The organism is Tatumella saanichensis, from assembly GCF_000439375.1.
Lineage (GTDB): Bacteria > Pseudomonadota > Gammaproteobacteria > Enterobacterales > Enterobacteriaceae > Tatumella > Tatumella saanichensis.
In genome coordinates this window covers 1-25,211 of record NZ_ATMI01000010.1, presented here as the reverse complement: position 1 = coordinate 25,211, position 25,211 = coordinate 1, and the positions used below count along the sequence as shown (strand labels likewise).

43 protein-coding genes are annotated in these 25,211 nt (G+C 50.5%); 36 read left to right on the top strand and 7 right to left on the bottom strand.

The genetic code is table 11. From position 1 onward, the window contains the following. Positions 1-210 (top strand): EF-Tu C-terminal domain-related protein (locus tag DW47_RS0105115; RefSeq protein WP_029685306.1); only part of this gene is annotated, 210 nt, incomplete at its 5' end. 101 nt (positions 211-311) lie between these two features. Here the strand turns inward: DW47_RS0105115 and DW47_RS0105110 are convergent. Continuing rightward, the gene (locus tag DW47_RS0105110; RefSeq protein ID WP_161606690.1) at positions 312-1,073 is read right to left on the bottom strand and encodes a prepilin peptidase; all 762 of its coding nucleotides are present in this window, start codon (positions 1,071-1,073) and stop codon (positions 312-314) included. A gap of 376 nt (positions 1,074-1,449) precedes the next feature. On the opposite strand from DW47_RS0105110, the gene rpsJ reads away from it, so the two are divergent. The 29 genes from rpsJ to DW47_RS0104970 all read left to right on the top strand — a co-directional run bounded on the left by rpsJ (position 1,450) and on the right by DW47_RS0104970 (position 15,578). Further along, positions 1,450-1,761 carry a 30S ribosomal protein S10 gene (gene rpsJ, locus DW47_RS0105105; protein ID WP_001181005.1) on the top strand — a complete coding sequence of 104 codons (312 nt, stop codon included), beginning with the start codon at positions 1,450-1,452 and terminating at the stop codon, positions 1,759-1,761. A 31-nt stretch (positions 1,762-1,792) separates the two neighbouring features. Continuing rightward, positions 1,793-2,419 (top strand): 50S ribosomal protein L3, encoded by a 627-nt coding sequence (gene rplC / locus DW47_RS0105100; protein WP_029685304.1) that lies wholly within the window; start codon positions 1,793-1,795, stop codon positions 2,417-2,419. Between the two features lie 10 nt (positions 2,420-2,429). After that, positions 2,430-3,035, top strand: a complete 606-nt coding sequence (rplD, locus tag DW47_RS0105095; RefSeq protein ID WP_029685303.1) for a 50S ribosomal protein L4 — start codon at positions 2,430-2,432, stop codon at positions 3,033-3,035. Beyond that, positions 3,032-3,334 carry a 50S ribosomal protein L23 gene (rplW, locus tag DW47_RS0105090; RefSeq protein ID WP_029685302.1) on the top strand — a complete coding sequence of 101 codons (303 nt, stop codon included), beginning with the start codon at positions 3,032-3,034 and terminating at the stop codon, positions 3,332-3,334. Before rplD ends, rplW begins: the two co-directional genes overlap by 4 nt. 17 nt (positions 3,335-3,351) lie before the next feature. Further along, a complete protein-coding gene (rplB, locus tag DW47_RS0105085; protein ID WP_029685301.1) occupies positions 3,352-4,173 on the top strand; it encodes a 50S ribosomal protein L2 in 822 nt (273 codons plus the stop codon). A 16-nt stretch (positions 4,174-4,189) separates the two neighbouring features. Continuing rightward, entirely contained in the window at positions 4,190-4,468 is a 279-nt protein-coding gene (gene rpsS / locus DW47_RS0105080) for a 30S ribosomal protein S19 (RefSeq protein WP_029685300.1), read from the top strand. 14 nt (positions 4,469-4,482) lie between these two features. Further along, on the top strand, positions 4,483-4,815 hold the full coding sequence (rplV, locus tag DW47_RS0105075) for a 50S ribosomal protein L22 (protein ID WP_020322777.1): 333 nt from the start codon (positions 4,483-4,485) through the stop codon (positions 4,813-4,815). Between the two features lie 17 nt (positions 4,816-4,832). Beyond that, positions 4,833-5,531, top strand: coding sequence for a 30S ribosomal protein S3 (gene rpsC / locus DW47_RS17225; RefSeq protein ID WP_029685298.1), 699 nt, complete (start codon positions 4,833-4,835; stop codon positions 5,529-5,531). Positions 5,532-5,543: 12 nt separating this feature from the next. Continuing rightward, complete coding sequence (rplP, locus tag DW47_RS17220; protein ID WP_025902045.1) at positions 5,544-5,954, top strand: 50S ribosomal protein L16; 411 nt, start codon at positions 5,544-5,546, stop codon at positions 5,952-5,954. Further along, complete coding sequence (gene rpmC, locus DW47_RS0105060; protein WP_025902044.1) at positions 5,954-6,145, top strand: 50S ribosomal protein L29; 192 nt, start codon at positions 5,954-5,956, stop codon at positions 6,143-6,145. The genes rplP and rpmC overlap by 1 nt, the downstream gene beginning before the upstream one ends. After that, entirely contained in the window at positions 6,145-6,399 is a 255-nt protein-coding gene (gene rpsQ / locus DW47_RS0105055; RefSeq protein ID WP_029685295.1) for a 30S ribosomal protein S17, read from the top strand. Before rpmC ends, rpsQ begins: the two co-directional genes overlap by 1 nt. A 168-nt stretch (positions 6,400-6,567) precedes the next feature. Beyond that, positions 6,568-6,939 (top strand): 50S ribosomal protein L14, encoded by a 372-nt coding sequence (gene rplN / locus DW47_RS0105050; RefSeq protein WP_025902042.1) that lies wholly within the window; start codon positions 6,568-6,570, stop codon positions 6,937-6,939. Between the two features lie 10 nt (positions 6,940-6,949). Next, positions 6,950-7,264, top strand: a complete 315-nt coding sequence (gene rplX, locus DW47_RS0105045) for a 50S ribosomal protein L24 (RefSeq protein ID WP_029685294.1) — start codon at positions 6,950-6,952, stop codon at positions 7,262-7,264. 14 nt (positions 7,265-7,278) lie between these two features. Next, a complete protein-coding gene (gene rplE, locus DW47_RS0105040) occupies positions 7,279-7,818 on the top strand; it encodes a 50S ribosomal protein L5 (protein ID WP_029685293.1) in 540 nt (179 codons plus the stop codon). Positions 7,819-7,832: 14 nt separating this feature from the next. After that, a complete protein-coding gene (rpsN, locus tag DW47_RS17215; RefSeq protein ID WP_025902039.1) occupies positions 7,833-8,138 on the top strand; it encodes a 30S ribosomal protein S14 in 306 nt (101 codons plus the stop codon). Between the two features lie 33 nt (positions 8,139-8,171). Further along, positions 8,172-8,564, top strand: coding sequence for a 30S ribosomal protein S8 (gene rpsH, locus DW47_RS17210; RefSeq protein WP_029685291.1), 393 nt, complete (start codon positions 8,172-8,174; stop codon positions 8,562-8,564). 12 nt (positions 8,565-8,576) lie between these two features. Next, positions 8,577-9,110 (top strand): 50S ribosomal protein L6, encoded by a 534-nt coding sequence (gene rplF / locus DW47_RS17205; RefSeq protein WP_029685290.1) that lies wholly within the window; start codon positions 8,577-8,579, stop codon positions 9,108-9,110. Between the two features lie 9 nt (positions 9,111-9,119). After that, the gene (gene rplR, locus DW47_RS17200) at positions 9,120-9,473 is read left to right on the top strand and encodes a 50S ribosomal protein L18 (RefSeq protein ID WP_029685289.1); all 354 of its coding nucleotides are present in this window, start codon (positions 9,120-9,122) and stop codon (positions 9,471-9,473) included. 14 nt (positions 9,474-9,487) lie between these two features. After that, positions 9,488-9,988: a 30S ribosomal protein S5 gene (gene rpsE / locus DW47_RS0105015; protein ID WP_029685288.1), complete on the top strand. Its 501-nt coding sequence runs from the start codon at positions 9,488-9,490 to the stop codon at positions 9,986-9,988. A gap of 5 nt (positions 9,989-9,993) precedes the next feature. Then, complete coding sequence (gene rpmD / locus DW47_RS17195; protein ID WP_004846568.1) at positions 9,994-10,173, top strand: 50S ribosomal protein L30; 180 nt, start codon at positions 9,994-9,996, stop codon at positions 10,171-10,173. A 3-nt stretch (positions 10,174-10,176) separates the two neighbouring features. Then, positions 10,177-10,611 carry a 50S ribosomal protein L15 gene (gene rplO, locus DW47_RS0105005; protein ID WP_025902034.1) on the top strand — a complete coding sequence of 145 codons (435 nt, stop codon included), beginning with the start codon at positions 10,177-10,179 and terminating at the stop codon, positions 10,609-10,611. 8 nt (positions 10,612-10,619) lie between these two features. After that, positions 10,620-11,951 carry a preprotein translocase subunit SecY gene (secY, locus tag DW47_RS0105000; RefSeq protein WP_029685286.1) on the top strand — a complete coding sequence of 444 codons (1,332 nt, stop codon included), beginning with the start codon at positions 10,620-10,622 and terminating at the stop codon, positions 11,949-11,951. A 32-nt stretch (positions 11,952-11,983) separates the two neighbouring features. Then, on the top strand, positions 11,984-12,100 hold the full coding sequence (gene rpmJ, locus DW47_RS16870) for a 50S ribosomal protein L36 (RefSeq protein ID WP_071813610.1): 117 nt from the start codon (positions 11,984-11,986) through the stop codon (positions 12,098-12,100). Between the two features lie 148 nt (positions 12,101-12,248). After that, the gene (gene rpsM / locus DW47_RS0104995; protein WP_029685285.1) at positions 12,249-12,605 is read left to right on the top strand and encodes a 30S ribosomal protein S13; all 357 of its coding nucleotides are present in this window, start codon (positions 12,249-12,251) and stop codon (positions 12,603-12,605) included. A 16-nt stretch (positions 12,606-12,621) separates the two neighbouring features. Further along, positions 12,622-13,011, top strand: a complete 390-nt coding sequence (rpsK, locus tag DW47_RS0104990) for a 30S ribosomal protein S11 (RefSeq protein ID WP_025902031.1) — start codon at positions 12,622-12,624, stop codon at positions 13,009-13,011. Positions 13,012-13,042: 31 nt separating this feature from the next. Continuing rightward, a complete protein-coding gene (gene rpsD / locus DW47_RS0104985; protein WP_025902030.1) occupies positions 13,043-13,663 on the top strand; it encodes a 30S ribosomal protein S4 in 621 nt (206 codons plus the stop codon). A gap of 26 nt (positions 13,664-13,689) precedes the next feature. Beyond that, positions 13,690-14,679: a DNA-directed RNA polymerase subunit alpha gene (locus DW47_RS0104980; RefSeq protein WP_029685284.1), complete on the top strand. Its 990-nt coding sequence runs from the start codon at positions 13,690-13,692 to the stop codon at positions 14,677-14,679. A 40-nt stretch (positions 14,680-14,719) separates the two neighbouring features. Beyond that, a complete protein-coding gene (gene rplQ / locus DW47_RS0104975; RefSeq protein WP_008104728.1) occupies positions 14,720-15,106 on the top strand; it encodes a 50S ribosomal protein L17 in 387 nt (128 codons plus the stop codon). Between the two features lie 94 nt (positions 15,107-15,200). Beyond that, the gene (locus DW47_RS0104970) at positions 15,201-15,578 is read left to right on the top strand and encodes a DnaJ family domain-containing protein (protein ID WP_029685282.1); all 378 of its coding nucleotides are present in this window, start codon (positions 15,201-15,203) and stop codon (positions 15,576-15,578) included. Between the two features lie 77 nt (positions 15,579-15,655). Here DW47_RS0104970 and mscL read toward each other — a convergent pair whose 3' ends face one another. From mscL to def, 5 genes are all read right to left on the bottom strand, one after another. Next, a complete protein-coding gene (gene mscL / locus DW47_RS0104965) occupies positions 15,656-16,051 on the bottom strand; it encodes a large-conductance mechanosensitive channel protein MscL (protein ID WP_029685281.1) in 396 nt (131 codons plus the stop codon). Positions 16,052-16,224: 173 nt separating this feature from the next. Then, the gene (gene trkA, locus DW47_RS0104960; protein WP_029685280.1) at positions 16,225-17,601 is read right to left on the bottom strand and encodes a Trk system potassium transporter TrkA; all 1,377 of its coding nucleotides are present in this window, start codon (positions 17,599-17,601) and stop codon (positions 16,225-16,227) included. Between the two features lie 12 nt (positions 17,602-17,613). Further along, positions 17,614-18,912, bottom strand: a complete 1,299-nt coding sequence (gene rsmB / locus DW47_RS0104955) for a 16S rRNA (cytosine(967)-C(5))-methyltransferase RsmB (RefSeq protein ID WP_029685279.1) — start codon at positions 18,910-18,912, stop codon at positions 17,614-17,616. Positions 18,913-18,960: 48 nt separating this feature from the next. Then, on the bottom strand, positions 18,961-19,905 hold the full coding sequence (gene fmt, locus DW47_RS0104950) for a methionyl-tRNA formyltransferase (RefSeq protein WP_029685278.1): 945 nt from the start codon (positions 19,903-19,905) through the stop codon (positions 18,961-18,963). Positions 19,906-19,925: 20 nt separating this feature from the next. After that, a complete protein-coding gene (def, locus tag DW47_RS0104945; protein WP_029685277.1) occupies positions 19,926-20,438 on the bottom strand; it encodes a peptide deformylase in 513 nt (170 codons plus the stop codon). A gap of 117 nt (positions 20,439-20,555) precedes the next feature. On the opposite strand from def, the gene dprA reads away from it, so the two are divergent. From dprA to DW47_RS0104915, 6 genes are read left to right on the top strand one after another with little or no spacing between them, the layout of a single operon-like run. Continuing rightward, positions 20,556-21,680 (top strand): DNA-protecting protein DprA, encoded by a 1,125-nt coding sequence (gene dprA, locus DW47_RS0104940; RefSeq protein ID WP_029685276.1) that lies wholly within the window; start codon positions 20,556-20,558, stop codon positions 21,678-21,680. Beyond that, positions 21,652-22,131, top strand: coding sequence for a DUF494 family protein (locus tag DW47_RS0104935; protein ID WP_029685274.1), 480 nt, complete (start codon positions 21,652-21,654; stop codon positions 22,129-22,131). The genes dprA and DW47_RS0104935 overlap by 29 nt, the downstream gene beginning before the upstream one ends. A 24-nt stretch (positions 22,132-22,155) precedes the next feature. Beyond that, positions 22,156-22,710 (top strand): DNA topoisomerase family protein, encoded by a 555-nt coding sequence (locus DW47_RS0104930; RefSeq protein ID WP_029685273.1) that lies wholly within the window; start codon positions 22,156-22,158, stop codon positions 22,708-22,710. Positions 22,711-22,718: 8 nt separating this feature from the next. Continuing rightward, on the top strand, positions 22,719-23,285 hold the full coding sequence (tsaC, locus tag DW47_RS0104925; protein WP_029685271.1) for an L-threonylcarbamoyladenylate synthase type 1 TsaC: 567 nt from the start codon (positions 22,719-22,721) through the stop codon (positions 23,283-23,285). A 3-nt stretch (positions 23,286-23,288) separates the two neighbouring features. After that, a complete protein-coding gene (aroE, locus tag DW47_RS0104920; RefSeq protein ID WP_029685270.1) occupies positions 23,289-24,104 on the top strand; it encodes a shikimate dehydrogenase in 816 nt (271 codons plus the stop codon). Continuing rightward, positions 24,101-24,358 (top strand): DUF1488 family protein, encoded by a 258-nt coding sequence (locus tag DW47_RS0104915; RefSeq protein WP_029685269.1) that lies wholly within the window; start codon positions 24,101-24,103, stop codon positions 24,356-24,358. The genes aroE and DW47_RS0104915 overlap by 4 nt, the downstream gene beginning before the upstream one ends. Here DW47_RS0104915 and DW47_RS0104910 read toward each other — a convergent pair. Next, entirely contained in the window at positions 24,313-24,882 is a 570-nt protein-coding gene (locus DW47_RS0104910; RefSeq protein WP_029685268.1) for a gamma carbonic anhydrase family protein, read from the bottom strand. The two genes, DW47_RS0104915 and DW47_RS0104910, sit on opposite strands and share 46 nt — an antisense overlap. Positions 24,883-25,211 lie beyond the last annotated feature (329 nt).

The following is a 25,211-nucleotide window of genomic DNA, read 5'->3' as shown; positions in this document are numbered from 1 at the left end:
GGCTACCGTCCACAGTTCTACTTCCGTACAACTGACGTGACCGGTACCATCGAACTGCCAGAAGGCGTAGAGATGGTAATGCCTGGTGACAACATCAAAATGGTTGTTACCCTGATCCACCCAATCGCGATGGATGACGGTCTGCGTTTCGCAATCCGTGAAGGTGGTCGTACTGTAGGTGCAGGTGTTGTTGCAAAAGTTATCGCTTAATTGTCGATAGTTTAGAAACATCTGAAGAAGGGCGCGTAAGCGCCCTTTTTTTTGTCCTAAAAAATACTGACGCCGATCACCTACGTAAGTCCCTCTACTTACTAGCCTGTATAGTCCTGCCATAACTGCCAGACGATCCCCGCCAACGACAACCCAACACCGAAAGGCAGTGGCCGTTGCTTGCCGCAATATCGAGAAAAGGTTCCGGCTAACAGCAGCACCGCCAGTGTTCCCGCTGAGGCCAGTAGCACAATCTCTGCCAGCGACTGCCATCCATTCCATGCGCCGAGGGCAGCCAGTAATTTCATATCGCCACCCCCCATACCTCGATGTTGATAGTAAAGGTCATACAGCCGGTCAGCCAGCCATAGGCTCAGGAATCCGCCGGTAATACCGAAAAAGCGAGCCATCAATGCCGGCGTCGGATAGCACAGGCTAGCCAGTATGCCGATAAAGAGTAAGGGTAGAGTGAGCCCGTCCGGCAGACGCAAACAGAGATAATCAATCTGCGCCAGTAGAATAAGCAGACTGCAATAGCTAAGGCTCAGTACTAACCGGCAGGGGAGGGGGGAGAGGAGTGCGCAACACACAAAGACGATGCCGGTGATCAGTTCCCCATATAGTAGCCGCAACGGTAACTTGACGCTGCAGTGACTGCAGCGTCCTCGCAGCCAAAGAAAACTGAGCAAGGGTATTAGCTGACAGGGGAGCAGCCGCTGAGAACAATGATCGCAGCGAGAAGGTGGGATGAACACTGTAGAGACCACATGCCATAAGGACGCGTCAGGGCGGTAACGCCCGGCAACCAAGCTGAGAAAACTGCCGGTCACCAGACCGGCGATAAACATGAAAGTCAGAAACATGCGGGCGACTCCGAACAGACGAGGCCATAGCATGAGAGGTCGCTGTATGGCGGGACAAGTACTGATGGCCAAGGTTGTGAGATGTGCCCTAAAGATCCAGAAGTACTGAGTGTGGAGCCTTAAGCGTTCATTGAAGAACGACATAGAATGGTTAAAAACACATCACCCCTTGCTTACTGTTCAGAATTACGTATAATGCGCGGGCCTGCTGAAATTAGCGGCGCGATTCGAGCAGAATCGCAGGCACGCGATTTGCGATGCCTAACAATACTCCCGATTGGGGAGTTATATGCTGAACGATTACACTCCCCCATCAATCGTAATGGGTGTGAGGAGTAATTATTTTTGTTTATAAAATGTTTGGAGCTCTGGTCTCATGCAGAACCAAAGAATCCGTATCCGTCTTAAAGCGTTTGATCATCGTCTGATCGATCAATCAACCGCGGAAATCGTTGAGACTGCCAAGCGCACTGGTGCGCAGGTTCGTGGTCCAATCCCGCTGCCGACTCGTAAAGAGCGCTTTACCGTTCTGATTTCTCCGCACGTTAACAAAGATGCGCGCGATCAGTACGAAATTCGCACTCACAAACGTCTGGTTGACATCGTTGAGCCAACTGAAAAGACCGTTGATGCTCTGATGCGTCTGGATCTGGCTGCCGGTGTTGATGTGCAGATCAGCCTGGGCTAATCAGGTTTCGAGCGATTAAGAGGTTGATACAATGATTGGATTAGTCGGTAAGAAAGTGGGCATGACTCGCATCTTCAATGAAGAAGGCGTTTCTATCCCTGTAACCGTGATCGAAGTTGAAGCAAACCGCGTAACTCAGGTTAAAGCCCTGGAGAACGACGGTTACCAGGCTATTCAGGTAACTACCGGTGCTAAAAAAGCAAGCCGAGTAACTAAGCCTGAAGCAGGTCATTTTGCTAAAGCTGGCGTTGAAGCTGGCCGTGGTCTGTGGGAATTCCGCACCGAAGGTGAAGAATTTACCGTTGGCCAGAGCATCAGTGTTGATATCTTCGCTGACGTGAAAAAAGTAGACGTAACTGGCACCTCTAAAGGTAAAGGTTTCGCAGGTACCGTTAAGCGCTGGAACTTCCGTACCCAGGACGCTACTCACGGTAACTCCTTGTCACACCGCGTACCGGGTTCTATCGGTCAGAACCAGACTCCGGGCAAAGTGTTCAAAGGCAAGAAAATGGCAGGTCAGCTGGGTAACGAACGTGTCACCGTTCAGAGCCTGGAAGTCGTTCGCGTTGACGCTGAGCGCAACCTGCTGCTGGTTAAAGGTGCAGTTCCCGGTGCTACCGGTAGCGACCTGATTGTAAAACCAGCTGTTAAGGCGTAAGGGGATAGCAATGGAATTAGTATTGAAAGACGCGCAGAGCGCGCTGACTGTTTCCGAAACTACCTTCGGTCGTGATTTCAACGAAGCGCTGGTACACCAGGTTGTTGTCGCTTATGCAGCAGGCGCCCGTCAGGGTACCCGTGGTCAGAAGACCCGCGCTGAAGTTACTGGCTCTGGTAAAAAACCATGGCGCCAGAAAGGCACCGGCCGCGCACGTGCAGGTTCTGCAAAGAGCCCAATCTGGCGTTCAGGTGGTGTGACTTTTGCTGCTAAAAATCAAGACCACAGTCAGAAAGTAAACAAAAAGATGTACCGCGGAGCGCTGAAAAGCATTCTGTCTGAACTGGTACGTCAGGAACGTTTGATCGTTGTCGAACAGTTCTCTGTAGAAGCGCCTAAAACTAAGCTGCTGGCACAGAAACTGAAAGACATGGCTCTGGAAGATGTACTGATCATCACCGGTGAACTGGATGAGAATCTGTTCCTGGCAGCACGCAACCTGTTCAAGGTTGACGTACGTGATGCAGCAGGTATCGACCCAGTTAGCCTGATCGCCTTCGACAAAGTCGTTATGACTGCTGATGCAGTTAAGCAAGTTGAGGAGATGCTGGCATGATCCGTGAAGAACGTCTGCTGAAAGTCGTGCGCGCGCCGCACGTATCTGAAAAAGCGTCTACTGCGATGGAAAAAACTAACACCATCGTTCTCAAAGTTGCAAAAGACGCAACCAAAGCAGAGATCGTTGCTGCCGTAGAGAAACTGTTCGAAGTTGAAGTTAAAGACGTAAACACCCTGGTTGTTAAAGGGAAAGTTAAGCGTCACGGACAGCGTGTTGGTCGTCGTAGCGACTGGAAAAAAGCTTACGTCACCCTGAAAGAAGGCCAGAATCTGGACTTCGTCGGCGGCGCAGAGTAAGTCGGAGGAGAGAAACAATGGCAATTGTTAAATGTAAACCGACATCTCCGGGTCGTCGCCATGTAGTTAAAGTGGTGAACCCTGAGCTGCACAAGGGCAAACCTTTTGCACCGCTGCTGGAAAAAAACAGCAAAAGCGGTGGCCGTAACAATAACGGTCGTATCACTACCCGTCATGTTGGTGGTGGTCACAAGCAGGCTTACCGTATTATTGACTTCAAACGCAATAAAGACGGTATCCCAGCAGTTGTTGAACGTCTTGAGTACGATCCGAACCGTTCTGCGAACATCGCACTGGTTCTGTACAAAGACGGTGAACGCCGTTATATCCTGGCCCCTAAAGGTCTGAAAGCTGGCGACCAGATCCAATCTGGTAGCGATGCTGCGATTAAAGCAGGTAACACCCTGCCGATGCGTAACATCCCAGTCGGTTCAACTGTTCACAACGTAGAAATGAAACCAGGTAAAGGCGGTCAGATTGCTCGCTCTGCTGGTACTTACGTGCAGATCGTTGCGCGTGATGGTTCCTACGTCACCCTGCGTCTGCGTTCAGGTGAAATGCGTAAAGTCGAAGCTGACTGCCGCGCAACACTGGGCGAAGTCGGTAACGCTGAGCACATGCTGCGCGTTCTGGGTAAAGCAGGTGCAACTCGCTGGCGTGGTGTTCGTCCTACCGTTCGCGGTACTGCGATGAACCCAGTCGATCACCCGCACGGTGGTGGTGAAGGTCGTAACTTTGGTCAGCACCCGGTCACTCCGTGGGGCGTTCAGACCAAAGGTAAGAAGACCCGCAGCAACAAGCGTACTGATAAATTTATCGTACGTCGCCGTAGCAAATAATTTTAGAGGATAAACCATGCCACGTTCTCTCAAGAAAGGTCCTTTTATTGACCTGCACTTGCTGAAGAAGGTAGAGAAAGCGGTGGAAAGCGGTGACAAGAAGCCCCTGCGCACCTGGTCCCGTCGTTCAACGATCTTTCCTAACATGATCGGTTTGACCATCGCTGTCCATAATGGTCGTCAGCACGTACCTGTCTTTGTTTCCGACGAAATGGTTGGTCACAAGCTGGGTGAATTTGCGCCGACTCGTACTTATCGCGGCCATGTGGCTGATAAGAAAGCTAAGAAACGCTAAGGCAGGAGGAAGAGATGGAAACTATCGCTAAACATCGCCACGCTCGTTCTTCTGCGCAGAAGGTTCGTCTGGTAGCGGATCTGGTACGCGGTAAGAAAGTGTCGCAGGCTCTGGACATTCTGACCTACACCAACAAGAAAGCGGCTGTACTGGTTAAGAAAGTTTTAGAATCTGCCATTGCTAACGCTGAACACAACGATGGCGCTGACATCGACGATCTGAAAGTCGCGAAAATTTTCGTCGACGAAGGCCCAAGCATGAAGCGTATTATGCCGCGTGCGAAAGGTCGTGCAGATCGCATCCTGAAGCGCACCAGCCACATTACTGTGGTTGTGTCCGATCGCTGAGACTCTGGAGACTAGCAATGGGTCAGAAAGTACATCCTAATGGTATTCGCCTGGGTATTGTAAAACCCTGGAACTCTACATGGTTCGCAAATACCAACGAATTCGCTGACAACCTGGACAGCGACTTTAAAGTACGTCAGTTCCTGAACAAAGAACTGGCAAAAGCGTCTGTATCTCGCATCGTTATCGAGCGTCCTGCGAAGAGCATCCGTGTGACTATTCACACTGCTCGTCCTGGTATCGTTATCGGTAAGAAAGGTGAAGACGTAGAGAAACTGCGTAACGTCGTCGCGAAAATCGCTGGCGTTCCTGCGCAGATCAATATCGCCGAAGTCCGTAAACCGGAACTGGACGCTAAATTGGTTGCTGACAGCATCACTTCACAGCTGGAGCGTCGTGTGATGTTCCGTCGTGCGATGAAGCGTGCTGTACAGAACGCAATGCGTCTGGGCGCTAAAGGTATCAAAGTTGAAGTAAGCGGCCGTCTTGGCGGTGCTGAAATCGCGCGTACCGAATGGTACCGTGAAGGTCGTGTTCCACTGCATACTCTGCGTGCGGATATCGATTACAACACCTCTGAAGCGCACACCACTTATGGTGTAATCGGCGTTAAGGTATGGATCTTCAAAGGTGAGATCCTGGGTGGTATGGCTGCTGTTGAACAACCGGAACCGGCTGCTCAACCTAAAAAGCAGCAGCGTAAAGGCCGTAAGTAAGGAGAGTCGCTGATGTTACAACCAAAGCGTACAAAATTCCGTAAAGTGCATAAAGGCCGTAACCGCGGTCTGGCTGCTGGTACGGATATTAGCTTCGGTACTTTCGGTCTGAAAGCTGTTGGCCGTGGTCGTCTGACTGCCCGTCAGATCGAAGCAGCACGTCGTGCTATGACCCGTGCAGTTAAGCGTCAAGGTAAAATTTGGATCCGTGTATTCCCGGACAAACCAATTACCGAGAAGCCGCTTGAAGTTCGTATGGGTAAAGGTAAGGGTAACGTAGAGTATTGGGTTGCCCTGATCCAGCCTGGTAAAGTCCTGTATGAAATGGACGGCGTATCAGAAGAGCTGGCCCGTGAGGCATTCAAGCTGGCAGCAGCAAAACTGCCTATCAAAACCACCTTTGTAACTAAGACGGTGATGTAATGAAAGCAACTGAGCTGCGTGAAAAAAGCGTTGAAGAGCTGAACACTGAGCTGCTTAACCTGTTGCGTGAGCAGTTTAACCTGCGCATGCAAGCAGCATCCGGACAGCTGCAGCAGACCCATCTGCTGAAGCAGGTTCGTCGTGATGTTGCACGCGTTAAGACTTTACTGACTGAGAAGGCGGGTGCGTAATGACCGATAAAATCCGTACTCTGCAAGGTCGTGTTGTTAGTGACAAAATGCAGAAATCTGCGGTTGTTGCTATCGAACGTTTCGTGAAACACCCGATTTACGGTAAATTCATTAAGCGTACGACTAAGCTGCACATCCATGATGAGAACAACGAATGTGGTATTGGTGACGTGGTAATTATCCGCGAATCCCGTCCACTGTCTAAGACTAAGTCTTGGACTCTTGTTCGCGTTGTGGAAAAAGCGATTCTGTAATAGAATCTCTTTTCTGTGAAAAATAAGATGAACGGCTCGGCTGAGCCGTTCATTTTTTCTACCCATCTGAGATAACCGGTGTTATAATGCCGCGCCCTCAAAGATGGGGCTTTTAATCGACCTGAAGTTAGGTCCCGAAGTAGTAGTTGACATTAGCGGAGCACTAAAATGATCCAAGAACAGACTATGCTGAACGTCGCCGACAACTCCGGTGCACGTCGCGTAATGTGTATCAAGGTTCTGGGTGGCTCGCACCGTCGCTACGCAGGCGTCGGCGACATTATTAAAGTTACCATCAAGGAAGCAATTCCACGTGGTAAAGTTAAGAAAGGTGACGTCCTGAAGGCGGTAGTGGTGCGCACCAGGAAGGGTGTTCGTCGCCCTGACGGTTCTGTCATTCGCTTCGATGGTAATGCATGCGTTATTTTAAACAATAACAGCGAGCAACCCGTCGGAACGCGTATTTTTGGGCCGGTAACTCGTGAACTTCGTACTGAAAAGTTCATGAAAATTATCTCTCTGGCACCTGAAGTACTCTAAGGAGCGAATCATGGCAGCGAAAATCCGTCTCAACGACGAAGTTATCGTGCTTACCGGGAAAGACAAAGGTAAACGCGGTAAAGTTAAAAATGTTTTGTCTTCTGGCAAAGTCATCATTGAAGGTATCAACCTGGTTAAGAAACATCAGAAGCCTCAACCGGCTCTGAACCAACCAGGTGGCATCGTTGAAAAAGAAGCTGCAATTCAGGTTTCTAACGTTGCACTGTTCAATGCGGCAACCGGCAAGGCTGACCGTGTAGGCTTTAGATTCGAAGACGGCAAAAAAGTCCGTTTCTTCAAATCTAACAGCGAAACTATCAAGTAATTTGGAGTAGTACGATGGCGAAACTGCATGATTACTACAAAGACGAAGTAGTTAGCAAACTCATGACTGAGTTTAACTACAATTCAGTCATGCAAGTCCCTCGGGTCGAGAAGATCACCCTGAACATGGGTGTTGGTGAAGCGATCGCTGACAAGAAACTGCTGGATAACGCAGCAGCTGATCTGGCAGCAATCTCCGGTCAAAAGCCGCTGATCACCAAAGCACGCAAATCTGTTGCAGGCTTCAAAATCCGTCAGGGCTATCCGATCGGCTGTAAAGTAACTCTGCGCGGCGAGCGTATGTGGGAGTTTCTTGAGCGCCTGATCATCATTGCTGTACCTCGTATCCGTGACTTCCGTGGTTTATCTGCGAAGTCTTTCGACGGTCGTGGTAACTACAGCATGGGGGTCCGTGAGCAGATCATCTTCCCAGAAATCGACTACGATAAAGTCGATCGCGTCCGTGGTTTGGATATTACCATTACCACTACTGCGAAATCTGATGATGAAGGCCGTGCTCTGCTGGCTGCCTTTGACTTCCCGTTCCGCAAGTAAGGTAGGGTTAATTCATGGCTAAGCAATCTATGAAAGCACGCGAAGTTAAGCGTGTAAAATTAGCAGACAAGTTCTTCGCGAAACGCACTGAACTGAAAGCGATCATCTCTGATGTGAACGCTTCTGACGAAGATCGTTGGAATGCTGTTCTTAAGCTTCAGGCTCTGCCGCGTGATTCCAGCCCGTCCCGTCAGCGTAACCGCTGCCGCCAAACTGGCCGTCCACATGGCTATGTAGGTAAGTTCGGGTTGAGCCGCATCAAGTTACGTGAAGCCGCCATGCGCGGTGAAGTACCTGGCTTGAAAAAGGCTAGCTGGTAATTGTCACCAATTGAATCACGGGAGTAAAGACTGATGAGCATGCAAGATCCGATCGCGGATATGCTGACCCGTATCCGTAACGGTCAGACCGCGAACAAAGTTGCGGTCACCATGCCTTCCTCCAAGCTGAAAGTGGCAATTGCCAACGTGCTGAAGGAAGAAGGTTATATTGAAGATTTTAAAATCGAAGGCGACACTAAGCCTGAACTGGAATTAACTCTGAAGTATTTCCAGGGCAAGGCAGTAGTAGAAAGCATTCAGCGAGTAAGCCGTCCAGGTCTGCGCATTTATAAAGGCAAAGACGAACTGCCAAAAATCATGGCAGGTATGGGTATCGCAGTTGTTTCTACTTCAAAAGGTGTTATGACTGATCGTGCAGCGCGCCAGGCTGGTCTTGGTGGCGAAATTATCTGCTACGTCGCTTAATCGGAGGATAGAATGTCTCGTGTTGCTAAAGCACCTGTCGTCATTCCTGCCGGCGTAGAGGTAAAACTCAACGGTCAGGAAATTTCGATCAAAGGTAAGAACGGCGAGCTGGCTCGTACTATCAATAAAGCTGTTGAAATTAAGCAGGCCGACAATACGCTGACTTTCGCACCTCGCGAAGGTTTTGCAGATGGTTGGGCTCAAGCGGGTACTACCCGTGCGCTGCTTAACGCAATGGTTATCGGTGTTACCGAAGGCTTCACCAAGAAGCTGCAGCTGGTTGGTGTTGGTTATCGTGCTGCTGTTAAAGGCAATGCAGTTAATCTGTCTCTGGGGTTCTCACACCCTGTAGAACATCAGCTGCCTGCAGGCATCACTGCTGAATGCCCAACTCAAACTGAAATCGTGCTGAAAGGCGCTGATAAGCAGGTAGTTGGCCAGGTAGCAGCTGACTTGCGTGCCTACCGTCGTCCTGAGCCTTACAAAGGCAAGGGTGTCCGTTACGCCGACGAAGTCGTGCGTACCAAAGAGGCTAAGAAGAAGTAAGGTAACACTATGGATAAGAAATCTGCTCGTATCCGTCGTGCGACCCGTGCACGTCGCAAGCTCAAAGAGCTGGGTGCTACTCGCCTGGTGGTACATCGTACCCCGCGTCATATTTACGCACAGGTAATCGCTCCGAACGGTTCCGAAGTTCTGGTTGCTGCTTCTACTGTAGAAAAAGCTATCTCTGAACAACTGAAGTACACTGGAAACAAAGACGCTGCTGTTGCTGTTGGTAAAGCAATCGCAGAACGCGCTGTAGAGAAAGGCATCACTGCTGTTTCTTTCGACCGCTCTGGTTTCCAATATCATGGTCGTGTCCAGGCACTGGCAGATGCTGCCCGTGAAGCTGGCCTTCAGTTCTAAGGTAGAGGTCTAGGATGTCACACATCGAGAAACAAGCTGGCGAACTGCAGGAAAAACTGATCGCGGTAAACCGTGTATCTAAAACCGTTAAAGGTGGTCGTATTTTCTCCTTCACAGCTCTGACTGTAGTTGGTGATGGTAACGGTCGCGTTGGTTTTGGTTACGGTAAAGCCCGTGAAGTTCCAGCAGCTATCCAGAAAGCGATGGAAAAAGCCCGTCGCAACATGGTTAATGTCGCGCTGACTAACGGTACCCTGCAGCACCCTGTTAAAGGTGTTCACACAGGTTCCCGTGTATTCATGCAGCCGGCTTCCGAAGGTACTGGTATCATCGCCGGTGGTGCAATGCGCGCCGTTCTGGAAGTCGCCGGAATTCATAACGTACTGGCTAAAACCTATGGTTCCACCAACCCGATCAACGTGGTTCGTGCAACGATTGATGGCCTGAGCAATATGAATTCTCCTGAGATGGTCGCTGCCAAGCGTGGTAAAACCGTCGAAGAAATTCTGGGGTAATTATCATGGCAAAGACTATTAAAATTACTCAAACCCGTAGTGCAATCGGTCGTCTGCCTAAACACAAGGCAACACTGCTTGGCCTGGGTCTGCGTCGCATTGGTCATACTGTTGAGCGCGAGGATACTCCTGCGGTTCGCGGTATGGTTAACGCGGTTTCCTACATGGTTAAAGTGGAGGAGTAAGAGATGCGTTTAAATACTCTGTCTCCGGCCGAAGGGTCTAAGCACGCTTCCAAACGTCTGGGTCGTGGTATTGGTTCCGGTCTCGGTAAAACCGGTGGTCGTGGTCACAAAGGTCAGAACTCACGTTCTGGTGGTGGCGTACGTCGCGGTTTCGAGGGTGGCCAGATGCCTTTATACCGTCGTCTGCCAAAATTTGGTTTCACCTCTCGCAAAGCAATGGTCACTGCAGAAGTTCGTCTGTCTGACCTGGCGAAAGTTGAAGGCGGTATTGTTGACCTGAACACGCTGAAAGCAGCTAACATTATCGGAATTCAGATTGAATTCGCGAAAGTTATCCTGTCTGGCGAAGTTTCTGCTCCGGTAACGGTTCGCGGTCTGCGTGTCACCAAAGGTGCTCGTGCTGCAATCGAAGCTGCTGGCGGTAAAATTGAGGACTAAGTGATCTGATGGCAAAACAACCAGGATTAGATTTTCAAAGTGCCAAGGGTGGTATTGGTGAGCTGAAGCGCAGACTGATGTTTGTAATTGGTGCACTGATTGTCTTCCGAATTGGCTCTTTTATTCCAATCCCTGGTATTGATGCCTCAGTCCTTGCCAAACTGCTTGAACAACAGCGTGGCACCATCATTGAAATGTTTAACATGTTCTCTGGTGGTGCACTTAGCCGCGCTTCTATCTTTGCTCTGGGTATTATGCCGTACATTTCGGCCTCTATTATTATCCAGCTGTTGACGGTGGTTCACCCAGCGTTAGCTGAAATTAAGAAAGAAGGGGAGGCTGGCCGTCGTAAGATTAGCCAGTACACCCGCTATGCAACGTTAGTATTGGCGATATTCCAGGCGGTCGGTATTGCGACCGGTCTGCCGAATATGCCAGGAATGCAGGGTCTGGTGATGAACCCGGGCCTGCCATTCTACTTTACGGCTGTTGTCAGTCTGGTCACTGGGACAATGTTCCTAATGTGGCTGGGCGAGCAAATTACTGAACGAGGTATTGGTAACGGTATCTCGATCATTATTTTTGCCGGTATTGTTGCGGGTCTTCCGCAGGCCGTTGGCCATACCATCGAGCAGGCTCGGCAGGGTGACCTGAACTTCCTCCTGTTGCTGTTGGTTGCAGTTCTGGTATTTGCAGTGACCTTCTTTGTTATTTTCGTTGAACGTGGTCAACGCCGCATTGTGGTAAACTACGCGAAACGTCAACAGGGTCGCCGTGTGTACGCTGCACAGAGCACACATTTACCGTTGAAAGTGAATATGGCAGGGGTGATCCCGGCGATCTTCGCTTCCAGCATTATCCTGTTTCCGGCGACAATTGCGTCCTGGTTCGGGGGCGGTACCGGTTGGAACTGGCTGTCTACAATTTCTATGTATTTACAGCCCGGCCAGCCGCTTTATGTGCTACTCTATGCGACTGCAATCATCTTCTTCTGTTTCTTCTACACGGCGTTGGTTTTCAACCCACGTGAAACAGCAGATAACCTGAAGAAGTCTGGTGCATTCGTACCGGGAATTCGTCCGGGAGAGCAAACGGCCAGGTATATCGATAAGGTAATGACGCGTTTAACATTGATTGGCGCTTTATACATTACTTTTATCTGTCTGATCCCGGAGTTCATGCGTGAGGCGATGAATGTCCCCTTCTACTTCGGCGGTACTTCACTGCTGATTGTAGTTGTCGTCATCATGGACTTTATGGCTCAAGTGCAAACTCTGATGATGTCGAGTCAATATGAGTCTGCATTGAAGAAAGCAAACCTGAAAGGCCAAGGCCGTTAATTCAGGCGCTTGAGAAGTTACGGAGAGTAAAAATGAAAGTTCGTGCTTCCGTCAAGAAATTATGTCGTAACTGCAAAATCATCCGTCGCGACGGTGTCGTACGTGTGATCTGCAGCTCCGAGCCTAAGCATAAGCAACGCCAAGGCTGATTTTTTCGCATATTTTTCTTGCAAAGTCGGGTTGAGCTGGCTAGATTAGCCAGCCCAATCTTTTTGTATGTTATTGCGCACCCATTTGAGTATCCTGAAAACGGGCTTTTCAGAATGGCGCGCAGTTAATAAGTAATAGGAGTGCATAGTGGCCCGTATAGCAGGCATTAACATTCCTGATCATAAACACACCGTTATCGCGTTAACATCGATTTTCGGTATCGGTAAAACTCGTTCTAAGGCCATCTGTGCCTCTACGGGTATTGCTGAAGATGTTAAGATCAGTGAGCTGTCTGAAGAACAGATTGAACTGCTGCGTGAAGCAGTAGGCAAGTTCGTTGTAGAAGGTGATCTGCGTCGTGAAGTTACCCTGAGCATCAAGCGTCTTATGGACCTTGGTTGCTACCGTGGTTTGCGTCATCGTCGTGGTCTTCCGGTTCGCGGTCAGCGTACCAAGACCAATGCACGTACCCGTAAGGGTCCGCGCAAACCGATCAAGAAATAATCGGGGTGGGTAAATAATGGCAAAGGCACCAGTTCGTGCACGTAAGCGTGTAAGAAAACAAGTCTCAGATGGCGTGGCTCATATCCATGCATCTTTTAACAACACCATCGTTACCATTACTGATCGTCAGGGTAACGCACTGGGTTGGGCAACCGCCGGTGGTTCCGGTTTCCGCGGTTCACGTAAATCTACACCGTTTGCTGCTCAGGTCGCTGCAGAGCGCTGTGCAGAAGCTGTAAAAGATTACGGTATTAAGAACCTGGAAGTTATGGTTAAGGGTCCGGGTCCGGGTCGCGAATCAACAATTCGTGCTCTGAACGCCGCTGGTTTCCGCATCACTAACATTACTGATGTGACTCCGATCCCTCACAACGGTTGTCGTCCGCCGAAAAAACGTCGCGTTTAACGCCCGTTTTTAGGTTAGTTGGAGAAAGAAAATGGCAAGATATTTGGGTCCTAAGCTCAAGCTGAGCCGTCGTGAGGGCACCGACTTATTCCTTAAGTCTGGCGTTCGCGCGATCGATACCAAGTGCAAAATTGAACAAGCCCCAGGTCAGCACGGTGCGCGTAAGCCACGTCTGTCTGACTACGGCGGTCAGTTACGTGAGAAACAGAAAGTTCGTCGTATCTACGGCGTACTGGAGCGTCAGTTCCGTAACTATTATAAAGAAGCAGCACGTCTGAAAGGCAACACAGGTGAAAACCTGCTGGTTCTGCTGGAAGGTCGTCTGGATAACGTAGTTTATCGTATGGGCTTTGGTGCCACTCGTGCTGAAGCACGTCAGCTGGTTAGCCACAAAGCGATTATGGTAAATGGCCGCGTTGTTAACATCGCTTCTTATCAGGTATCTCCGAATGATGTCGTAAGCATCCGTGAGAAAGCCAAAAAGCAATCTCGCGTGAAGGCCGCTCTGGAGCTGGCTGAACAGCGTGAAAAGCCAACCTGGCTGGAAGTTGATGCAGCTAAGATGGAAGGTGTGTTCAAGCGTAAGCCAGAACGTACTGATCTGTCTGCGGACATTAACGAGCACCTGATCATCGAGCTTTACTCTAAATAAAGCTTGAGTACCAAAGAGAGGACACAATGCAGGGTTCTGTGACAGAGTTTCTAAAACCGCGCCTGGTAGATATCGAGCAAGTGAGTTCGACGCACGCCAAGGTGACCCTTGAGCCTTTAGAGCGTGGCTTTGGCCATACTCTGGGTAATGCACTGCGCCGTATTCTGCTTTCTTCCATGCCGGGTTGCGCGGTGACCGAGGTTGAAATTGATGGTGTACTTCATGAGTACAGCACCAAAGAAGGAGTACAGGAAGATATCCTGGAAATCCTGCTCAACCTGAAAGGGCTGGCGGTAAGAGTTCAGGGTAAAGATGATGTCATCCTGACCCTGAATAAATCTGGCATTGGCCCTGTGACTGCAGCCGACATCACCCATGATGGTGATGTCGAAATCGTCAAGCCACAGCACGTAATTTGTCACCTGACCGATGAGAACGCATCTATTAGCATGCGTATCAAAATTCAGCGTGGTCGTGGTTATGTGCCGGCTTCTGCCCGAATTCATTCGGAAGAAGATGAGCGCCCAATCGGTCGTCTGTTAGTCGACGCTTGCTACAGCCCTGTAGATCGTATTGCCTACAATGTTGAAGCAGCTCGTGTTGAGCAACGTACCGACCTGGACAAGCTGGTCATCGAAATGGAAACCAACGGCACAATCGATCCTGAAGAGGCGATTCGTCGTGCGGCAACCATTCTGGCTGAACAACTGGATGCTTTTGTTGACTTACGTGATGTACGTCAGCCAGAAGTGAAAGAAGAGAAACCAGAATTCGATCCGATCCTGCTGCGCCCTGTTGACGATCTGGAATTGACTGTCCGCTCTGCTAACTGCCTTAAGGCAGAAGCTATCCACTACATCGGTGATCTGGTACAACGCACTGAGGTTGAGCTTCTTAAGACGCCTAACCTTGGGAAAAAATCTCTTACCGAGATTAAAGACGTGCTGGCATCGCGTGGACTGTCACTGGGCATGCGCCTAGAAAACTGGCCACCTGCTAGCATTGCAGATGAGTAACCGGATCACAGGTTAAGGTTTCACTGAGAAGGATAAGGTCATGCGCCATCGTAAGAGTGGTCGTCAACTGAACCGTAACAGCAGCCATCGTCAGGCTATGTTCCGTAACATGGCTGGGTCACTGGTTCGTCATGAGATCATCAAGACGACTCTGCCGAAAGCTAAAGAGCTGCGTCGCGTAGTTGAGCCGCTGATTACTCTTGCCAAGACTGATAGCGTTGCTAATCGTCGTCTGGCATTCGCACGTACTCGTGATAACGAGATCGTTGCAAAACTGTTTAACGAGCTGGGCCCGCGTTTCGCGAGCCGTGCCGGTGGTTACACTCGCATTCTGAAGTGTGGCTTCCGCGCTGGTGACAACGCTCCGATGGCTTACATCGAGCTGGTTGATCGTCCAGAAGCTCAAGCAGAAGCAACTGCTGAGTAATCTGCAGTAAAATAAAAAACCCGCTTCGGCGGGTTTTTTATTGCCTGAAGAAAAGTGATTATACTCAACAGAACTATTCGCTAGGAGAGAGCTGATGTGGCTAATTGATCAAATGGCAGAACGTCATATCCAAGAAGCAATGGAGAAAGGTGAACTTAGTGGGCTTCCCGGGGAAGGCAAACCGCTGGTTCTCGACGATGATAGTCAAGTTCCTGCAGAACTACGGGCCTCTTTCCGGTTGTTAAAAAATGCCGGGTATCTCCCACCGGAACTCGAAATACGTCGTGAAGGATTGGAATTGGTCGATCTTCTGGACCAGCTTGATCCTGAAGATCAGCAGGCTGCCGAATATCGGCGTAAATTACGAGCGATTGAATTGCAGCTTCAGAAGTCCGGTCAAAGTACCGCGTTCCTCCATCATGGCCGCTACGGTGATCAGGCGGTGGGTAAACTGCATGGTGATGGTAACTAATTGCTGTTTGGGCTTCATGCGCATAAAAAAAACCGCGATATTTCCATATCACGGTTTTGTTAATTCCTGGGACTGGCTTAGTTCTTTTCTTTCAGCAAGTCACGGATTTCGGTCAGCAGAGTTTCTTCTACGCTTGGTCCTTTAGGAGCAGGCGCTTCCTTCTTATGCAGTTTGTTCATCAGCTTAATGGCCATGAAGATAGCAAACGCGACGATGATAAAGTCGAAGACGTTTTGCAGGAAAATACCGTAGTCCATGACAACGGCTGGGGTGCTACCGTCAGCGGCTTTCAATACCCATTTAAACTGTTTGAAATCGATGCCACCAATCAGCAGGCCAAGCGGTGGCATGATGATGTTAGCCACTAAGGAAGAAACAATTTTCCCAAAGGCGGCACCGATGATGACACCCACTGCCAAATCAACCACGTTGCCACGCATGGCGAAATCGCGAAACTCTTTAAATAAACTCATTATTATCCACCTGACCAAGTATGTATGTTGGATTTAATTCTAGTTAAAGTGTTGCCGTTTTTCCACAAGCAACAGTTATCTCATTTTACTTAATCTTACACCCAGGATCACAGAAAGTTAGAAGCTTTTACCTATCATAATGCTGATAACTAAGCTCTTTTCTTTACCAGTAGCTAGAGGAAGAAGGGGCTCGGCTGGAATAATTTTTCGACATCCGGCACAAACTTCTTATCGGTGAGGAACATAATCACATGATCACCCTGTTCGATGCGGACGTAGTCGTTGGCGATCATCACTTCTTCCCCTCTGACTATTGCACCGATAATGGTGCCAGGTGGCAGCTTTATTTCACTGACTCGTCGTCCGACTACTCGAGACGTAGTTTCATCGCCATGGGCAATGGCTTCGATGGCCTCAGCAACACCGCGGCGCAGGGACGAGACACTGACAATATCAGCTTTGCGCACATGTCCGAGTAATGCAGAGATTGTTGCCTGCTGAGGAGAAATAGCAATATCGATGGCACTACTCTGGACCAAATCCACATAGGCATGGCGTTGTATCAGGACCATCGCTTTTTTGGCACCCATTTTCTTGGCGAGCATTGCCGACATGATATTGGCTTCATCATCATTGGTGACTGCAATGAAAAGATCTATCTGATCGATATGTTCTTCGGCTAACAATTCCTGATCCGAGGCATCGCCATAGAAGACTATCGTATCATTGAGCAGTTCTGACAATTCGGCCGCACGCTGCTTATTACGCTCAATCAGTTTGACGCTATACTGCTTCTCCAACTGCTGCGCGAGGCCAAAACCGATATTACCACCACCGACCAGCATGATGCGTTTATACGGTTTTTCTAGGCGCTGCATTTCACTCATCACTGCACGGATATGCTGATTAGCGGCAATAAAGAAGACTTCATCGCCGGCTTCGATGATCGTTGATCCTTGCGGACGGATAGGACGATCCTGTCGGAAAATGGCCGCAACCCGACTTTCAATATGCGGCATATGTTCACGCATTACTGACAGAGGATTACCGATTAAAGGGCCACCATAATAGGCTTTTACCACCCCGAGGCTGACTTTTCCCTCGGCGAAGTTGACGACCTGTAATGCCCCCGGATACTCGATCAACCGATAGATGTTATCGATCACCAGTTGTTCAGGGGAAATCAAATGATCGATAGGGATCGCTTCCGGGACGAACAATTTATCATTGTCCCGCAGATACTCTGCGGATCGGATCCTGGCGATCCGGTTCGGGGTGTTAAACAATGAGTACGCGATTTGGCAGGCCACCATATTGGTCTCGTCAGAACTGGTGACGGCAACTAACATATCGGCATCCTCTGCTCCGGCTTCACGTAACACCCGCGGATGTGATGCCAGTCCGTTGACGACCCGCAGATCATATTTATCCTGTAAATGGAGTAGGCGGGTAGAGTCGGTATCAACAACGGTAATATCGTTATTTTCTCCCACCAGGTTCTCTGCCAGCGTTCCGCCCACTTGTCCGGCACCCAGGATAATGATTTTCATTATGGTTAACCCTTATGGCTTAAGCTTTTTTATCAGTTTCGCATAGAAAAACCCATCTCCACCCTGTTCTTCTGGGAAGATTTGTAATCCCTGTAGCTCTCCACCCGGAAGGGAGATGGCTTCGGCGTCGGGATGGCGGGTCAGAAAGGCCGCGACCTGTAAATGGTTCTCTTGCGGTAGGATCGAACAGGTCGCATAGATCAGGGTGCCACCAGGTTTGAGGTGTGGCCAAATAGCATCGATAATTTCTGCCTGTAGGGCAGCCAGTTCTTGAATATCACTGTCGCGCCGTAGCCACTTTATATCCGGATGACGGCGGATGACACCGGTCGCTGAACAGGGGGCATCGAGCAGGATACGATCAAACTGACGGTCACCACACCATTGTGCGGGTTCGCGTCCATCACCCTGTTTCACGTCGGCCTGCATCTTCAAACGCTGGAGATTTTCACTGACCCGACTCAAGCGAGTTGCATCGACATCAACGGCCATGACTCGGGCATGGGGAGCTATCTCCAGAAGGTGAGTGGTTTTTCCGCCAGGTGCCGCGCAGAGGTCGAGAATGTCTTCCCCATCTTGTGGCGCCAGATATTGCGCACAGCGCTGTGCCGATAAATCCTGTACTGTAACCCAACCGTCAGCAAAGCCCGGTAGCTGGTTGACCCCGGCAGGTTTTTCTAAACGCACCGCATCTTCGGACAACGGGTCACTGGTACCGCCCAGCCCTTGCTCGGACAGTAACGACAGCCAGTGATCACGGCTATTGTACTGACGGTTGACCCGTAGCCACATTGGCGGGCGCTGGTTATTTGCCTCAATGATCTGCTGCCAGTTCTGCGGCCAGCTGGTTTGCAGGCGCTTAATCAGCCAAGAGGGATGCCACAAATTCACACTCTGGCCTTCTAGAGCCTGCAGTAGTTCTTCCTGACGGCGCTGAAACTGACGCAGCACGCCATTGACCAATCCTTTTAGACTCTGCTTTTTGAGTACCACTGCCCCGTCGACAGTTTCCGCTAGAATGGCGTGAGCGGGGATACGGGTATACAACATCTGATAGAGGCCGACCATCAGCAGATAATGGATAGTACGTTGCTTGCCGGTCATTGGTCGGTCCATCAGCTTGCCGATCAGTGCATCCAGTTGCGGCAAAGTGCGCACTACGCCAAAGCAAATTTCCTGTAGCAGGGCGCTATCTTTATCACTGAGAGGTTTTTGTGCAGCCGGCAGGATGGCACTTAGAGACTGGCCTTTATCGACCACCTGTTCAATAAGACGGGCTGCCAAGCTACGCAGATTGGTTGTTTTTTTCATCGGAGTTCTTCAGTTTAACCGGACGGGGGACGGTGCCCCCGTCAGGGATCAGGCCAGTACCGTACCGGGAGTGAACCACTCCTGGCGGGAGTTCAGCAGATCTCTGGCCTGCATAGGTTTCTTGCCTGCCGGTTGCAGGAGTTCGAGATGCAACACGCCATCGGTGGTTGCGACTTGTATACCCTGCTTATCTGCGCTCAGGACAGTGCCAGGCGCAGCATCTTGGTGGGGCAGTACTGTGGCCTGCCAAACTTTTACCGGCTGCTCTTCGATAGAAAAGTAACTGACCGGCCAGGGGTTAAACGCGCGGATACAACGTTCCAGTTGTGCCGCTGGCAAACGCCAATCCAAACGGGCTTCTTCTTTGCTCAGCTTGGCGGCATAGGTAGCCAGGCTTTCGTCCTGTACTTCGGCAACAGCGCTACCCTGAGACAGTTGCTCAAGGGTCGTCAGCATGCCTTTAGGCCCGAGTTCTGCCAAGGTGGCATACAGTGAGGCACTGGTATCTTTCGGTCCGATAGGGCAAGTCAGCTTGACCAGCATATCCCCAGTATCCAGACCTGCATCCATCTGCATAATCGTGACACCGGTTTGCTGATCGCCGGCCCAGACTGCACGCTGGATCGGGGCGGCACCGCGCCAACGGGGCAATAATGACCCATGGACATTGATGCAACCTAGACGTGGCATATCCAGCACAGCCTGTGGCAGTAACAGACCGTAGGCCACCACCACCATAATGTCGGCGTCTAGTGCTGAGACCAATTGTTGATGCTCTTCTTGGCGCAATGATGCGGGTTGGAACACCGGAATCTGATGAGATTCGGCCAACACTTTAACGGGGCTTGCCACCAGTTTCTTACCACGACCCGCCGGACGATCGGGCTGGGTAAATACGCCAACAACCTGATGCTCAGATGCAAGCAGCGCGTCAAGATGACGCGCTGCAAAGTCAGGAGTGCCGGCAAAAATGATTTTTAATGACTCGGACACAGTGATCCCTTTTATGAGGTTCAGGATGCCCGGGTGGTCTGACGGGCAAGTTTTTCCAGTTTCTGGCGGATACGCTGACGCTTCAGCGGAGACAGATAATCGACAAACAGTTTACCCATCAGGTGATCCATTTCATGCTGGATACAGATCGCCAGCAGGCCATCGGTTTCCAGTTCATAGCTGTTACCGTCACGATCCAGCGCACGAATTTTCACGCGCTCAGCACGGGGAACCAGGGCGCGTTGCTCAGGAATAGACAGGCAACCTTCTTCGATACCGGTTTCACCGCTGGACTCCAGCAGTTCGGGATTGATCAGTACCAGTTGCTCATCACGGTTCTCAGAGACATCGATGACGATAATACGCTGATGAATATCGACTTGAGTTGCAGCCAAGCCGATACCTTCTTCTGCATACATGGTCTCGAACATATCGTCGACAATGCGCTGAATATCTGCGTTAACTTCTTTGACTGGCGCAGCGACTGTACGCAGTCGCTCGTCAGGGAAATGTAATACCTGTAAGACTGACATAAATTTCCGGATCTTCGTTCGTAATAAATAAGTTGACTATCCGCTATTGTAGACGTTTCACCCGTCGATTGACAGTATTGCTGACCGGATAAGCATGCCCGTGGCGGGGGGTAGCCCATGGACAGGATTGAGACAGTAGTGCGTCTGGCAGCAGTACAGGGTATCCGTGCCGTTCGACGGGCAGAAATCGCAGGAAAGCTCACAGAGCACTCACCGACAGAGGCAGGTGTATTACGCGCTTTGGGGTTGAATAGCCTACAGTGCCAGCAATTTAGCCGCGTGTCGCCGCAACAGATATCCTTCACTCGACAATGGCTGGAAGGCGATAAGCGCTATTTAATTACCCTTGGCGATGAGTATTATCCGCTGCAACTGGCGGAAGCAGGTACCTGTCCTTTTAGTTTATTTATTGAAGGTGACCCATCATTGCTTTCTCTGCCACAACTAGCAGTGGTCGGTAGCCGACAATCTACCCGCTATGGTGAGCATTGGGGCGAGGTATTCGCGAGTGCACTGGCGGTCAGCGGCCTGGTGATCACCAGCGGTCTTGCCTATGGGATTGATGCTGTCGCCCATAGAGCCGCGCTGGCGTGTGGCGGCCGAACTCTGGCAGTTCTTGGCAGTGGTCTGCATCATCTTTATCCTTCTCGCCATCGATCTTTGGCTCGGGAGATTATCGATAGTGGCGGGACCGTTATCTCAGAGTTTCCGTTGAATGCCCCCCCTCGGGCGGCACATTTTCCTCGGCGTAATCGGATTATCAGTGGCCTAAGCCTCGGGGTGCTGGTGGTCGAAGCGACCCTAAAAAGTGGCTCTCTTATCACCGCGCGTTATGCGCTGGAACAGAACCGTAATATTTATGCATTACCCGGTCCGCTGGGTAAAGCTGAAAGTGAGGGCAGCCATTGGCTGATTAAACAGGGGGCCTTATTGGTGTCTCACCCCAATGATTTACTCGAAGATCTCAACACCGGTTATCATTCGTTGCGGTTTTCGGTCATCGACAGGATAAATTCGTCGCAAGAAGACAGAGTTTCATTGCCATTTGCGGATGTGTTGGCTAACGTAGAAGATGAGGTTACACCTGTTGACGTCGTCGCTGAACGTGCCGGCCAACCTGTGCCAGAAATCGCAGCAGCCTTGCTCGAACTGGAGTTAGCAGGATGGATCGCAGCTGTACCCGGCGGCTATGTCCGATTAAGGAGGGCATGCCATGTTCGACGTACTTATGTACTTGTTTGAAACTTATATCCATACCGACACCGAGACTGAAGCACAGGTTGACCAAGAAAGGCTGACGGATGACTTAACCGATGCTGGGTTTAGTCAGCAGGATATCGTCAATGCCTTGCAATGGCTGGAAAAGCTGGCGGACTACCAGGAAGGTCTGGTGGAACCGATCCAGATGACCGGCGATCCACTCTCTATGCGTATCTATACCGCAGAAGAGTGCCAGGTACTGGACGCAGAATGCCGTGGATTCTTACTGTTTCTCGAGCAGGTCAGTGTGCTGAATCTAGATACCCGAGAGATGGTCATTGAACGTGTCACGGCGCTGGATACTCGGGAGTTTGAACTGGATGATCTGAAATGGATAATCCTAATGGTACTGTTCAATATTCCTGGGTGCGAGGATGCGTATCAGCAAATGGAAGAGTTACTTTTCGATGCCAATGACAGTATCCTTCACTGATCTTATTCCCTTAATCGCAAAATTATGACTAAAACAGCGTTGTTTGCTGTGGATCACCAGGAAGAGTGCCCGGAATGTGGTGCCCCCCTAGTGATCCGCTCTGGCAAACATGGCCCTTTTGCCGGCTGCTCCAGATATCCGGAATGTGAATACATCCGTCCGTTAGCACCTCGCCATGAAGGCCATGTCGTAAAAATTCTTGAAGGCATACCCTGCCCGAAGTGTGGTGCCGATAAAGCACTACGTCAGGGACGTTACGGTATGTTTATTGCCTGTAGCCGTTATCCGGAATGCCCACATAGTGAAACTATCGATCAGCCCGATGAAACCGGAATAACCTGCCCGGACTGTCATCAAGGTGAATTGGTGCAGCGCCGTTCACGGTACGGTAAGTTTTTTCATGCCTGCAGCCGTTACCCCGCCTGCCAATATGTGATCAATAGCCGTCCGGTGGCCGGAGAGTGTCCGCTTTGCCATTTTCCGTTGTTGGCCGAAAAGAAAACGGCCCGCGGTACGCGTTTGGTCTGTGCCAGTAAGCTGTGCGGTAAGGCCCTTCCAGAAGATACTGAAGAGAATTAACCATTATTATGTCTACCTCGTCAAAGTCAGATTCCCTCCTCCACTGCGTTGAAGCCTTACAGCAGGACGCGGTTATTGCCTACCCAACCGAAGCCGTGTTTGGCCTGGGGTGTGATCCGGACAGTGAGAAGGCGGTCAATACCTTACTGGCCATTAAAAAGCGTCCGGCTGAAAAAGGACTGATCCTGATTGCGGCCAGTTACTCGCAGTTACTGCCCTATATCCGTGATGAATTACTGACGGCAGAACAGCGCCAGCGTATGTTTTCTCACTGGCCAGGACCGGTGACCTTTGTGGTGCCCTCTGATGCACCTCACTGGCTGAGAGGAAAGTTTGATACGCTAGCAGTACGGGTCAGTGACCATCCTGATGTACAACAGTTATGTCAGGCTTTCGGTAAACCACTGGTATCGACCAGCGCGAATTTGTCAGGCCAGGAGCCTTGCCGGAACACCCAAGAAGTGGTGGCCCAGTTTGGTATCGACTTCCCTGTGCTTGAGGGACTGACCGGTGGTCGCACTAATCCTTCAGAAATCCGGAATGTTATCACCGGTGAACTTATTCGTCAGGGGTAGTAGATGGAGCCGTTTGTTGTTTTCGGGAATCCGATCAATCACAGTAAATCCCCTTTTATACATCGGCTGTTTGCCGAACAGACTGGGATTGATCACCGTTACGGGCGGATCTGTGCACCGGTCGATCAGTTTGAGGCGACGGCGCGGCAATTCTTCCATGGAGGTGGGCGGGGAGCCAATGTCACGCTACCTTTTAAGCAGCAGGCCTGCGAACTGGCTGACGAGCTGACTGAACGCGCTTCTTTGTCCAAAGCAGTCAATACCCTGAAACAGCTCCCTGATGGCAAACTGCTGGGTGACAATACTGACGGTATTGGCCTGGTCAGTGATTTAGAGCGTCTAGGGATGATCACCCCAAATTCTCATATTTTGCTGGTGGGCGCTGGTGGAGCGGCCCGTGGCGTGATCCTGCCACTGATGGCTGTCGGCTGTCGGATAACCCTCACCAACCGCACTTTATCGCGGGCGGAGACTTTGGCGGTTACTTATCAACATGCTGGGTCCATTCTTGCCTGTCAGCATGACCAACTGACGCAGCGCTATGACCTGATCATTAATGCGACTTCTAGTGGTATCAGTGGTGAGGTCCCTCAATTACCGGCAGCTGTTTTCAGTCATCACCCGCAGTGCTACGACATGTTTTATCAGCAGGGACTGACGCCTTTTCTCAAACTGGCGGCCAGTCACGGCGTGACCTCACTAGCAGATGGAGTCGGGATGCTGGTGGCACAGGCTGCCCATGCCTTTATGTTGTGGCACGGCGTCATGCCAGATATTACTCCGGTCATTGAGGCGATGAGACAGGAACGTCAACCATGAATCAGGCCTTACAGTTCCCTGATCGTGAACAGTGGGACGACCGCCGGCAGGCGGTCTGTTTCCCAGCCCTGAATCACGGAATGCAACTCAACTGTGCGATCAGTGGTGAGGAGTTGCATCTGCGCTACGGAGAAGGAGATCCGCTGGATCTGTTTCGTCGGCATCGTTGGGATCTGGAGGAGGATGCCGAACACCTGATCATGACGGATCAGGATGATGCGGAAGGGTGGTATTGGTTGTCTTCCGACAAGTAATCGTCTTTCCAGCGAACATAGTTCTCGGCCGAACGTCGTAAACCCTGTCTCTCTTCTTTACTTAAAGGTCGAATTTTGCGTGCAGGGCTACCGAGATAGAGGTAGCCACTTTCCAGACGTTTTCCGGAAGGCACCAAGCTACCGGCACCCAGCATGACCTCTTCTTCTATATAGACACCGTCCAGTACTATCGCTCCCATGCCGATCAGTACACGATTGCCCACGGTACAACCATGTAATAGGGCTTTATGGCCGACCGTGACGTCTTCACCGATCACGAGCGGATGTCCTGCCGGTAATTTGTCAGAGCAGTGGGTAACATGCAGAACTGCGCCGTCCTGGATATTGGTGCGGGCACCGATAGTGATACGGTTAACATCTCCACGTGCAACCACAGCAGGCCAGAGACTGACATCGTCTGCCAGCGTGACCTGACCAATGACCACGCAGCTAGGGTCAATCATGACTCGTGTACCGGTCACTGGGAAAAAATCGCCTAACTGTCTAAGGGCAGATAAACACATAATAGAACGCTCTCCTTATAAACATTGCCTGTCTAGGACTCTTTATCGCCGTTCCTTATCAAAAGATCTGTCTTTATTTCCGTGTTAAAAACAGAAAAAAGGGCATAGACCGTTTTTTTAGTGGTTAAATTATGCCGATTCCGGTCTATCAGGCAGGGGAAAATGACAGAAAAAGAGTCCCAGTGGCGAGGAATACGGCTAAATACGCTGCTTTGTTCAACGTAACGTATGAAAAAGCGCCATTCAGAAATTAATTTCAAATAAACCCTTGTCAGAAAAAATTAACTCCCTATAATGCGCTCCCACTGACACGGCAAAGCGCGATGCGC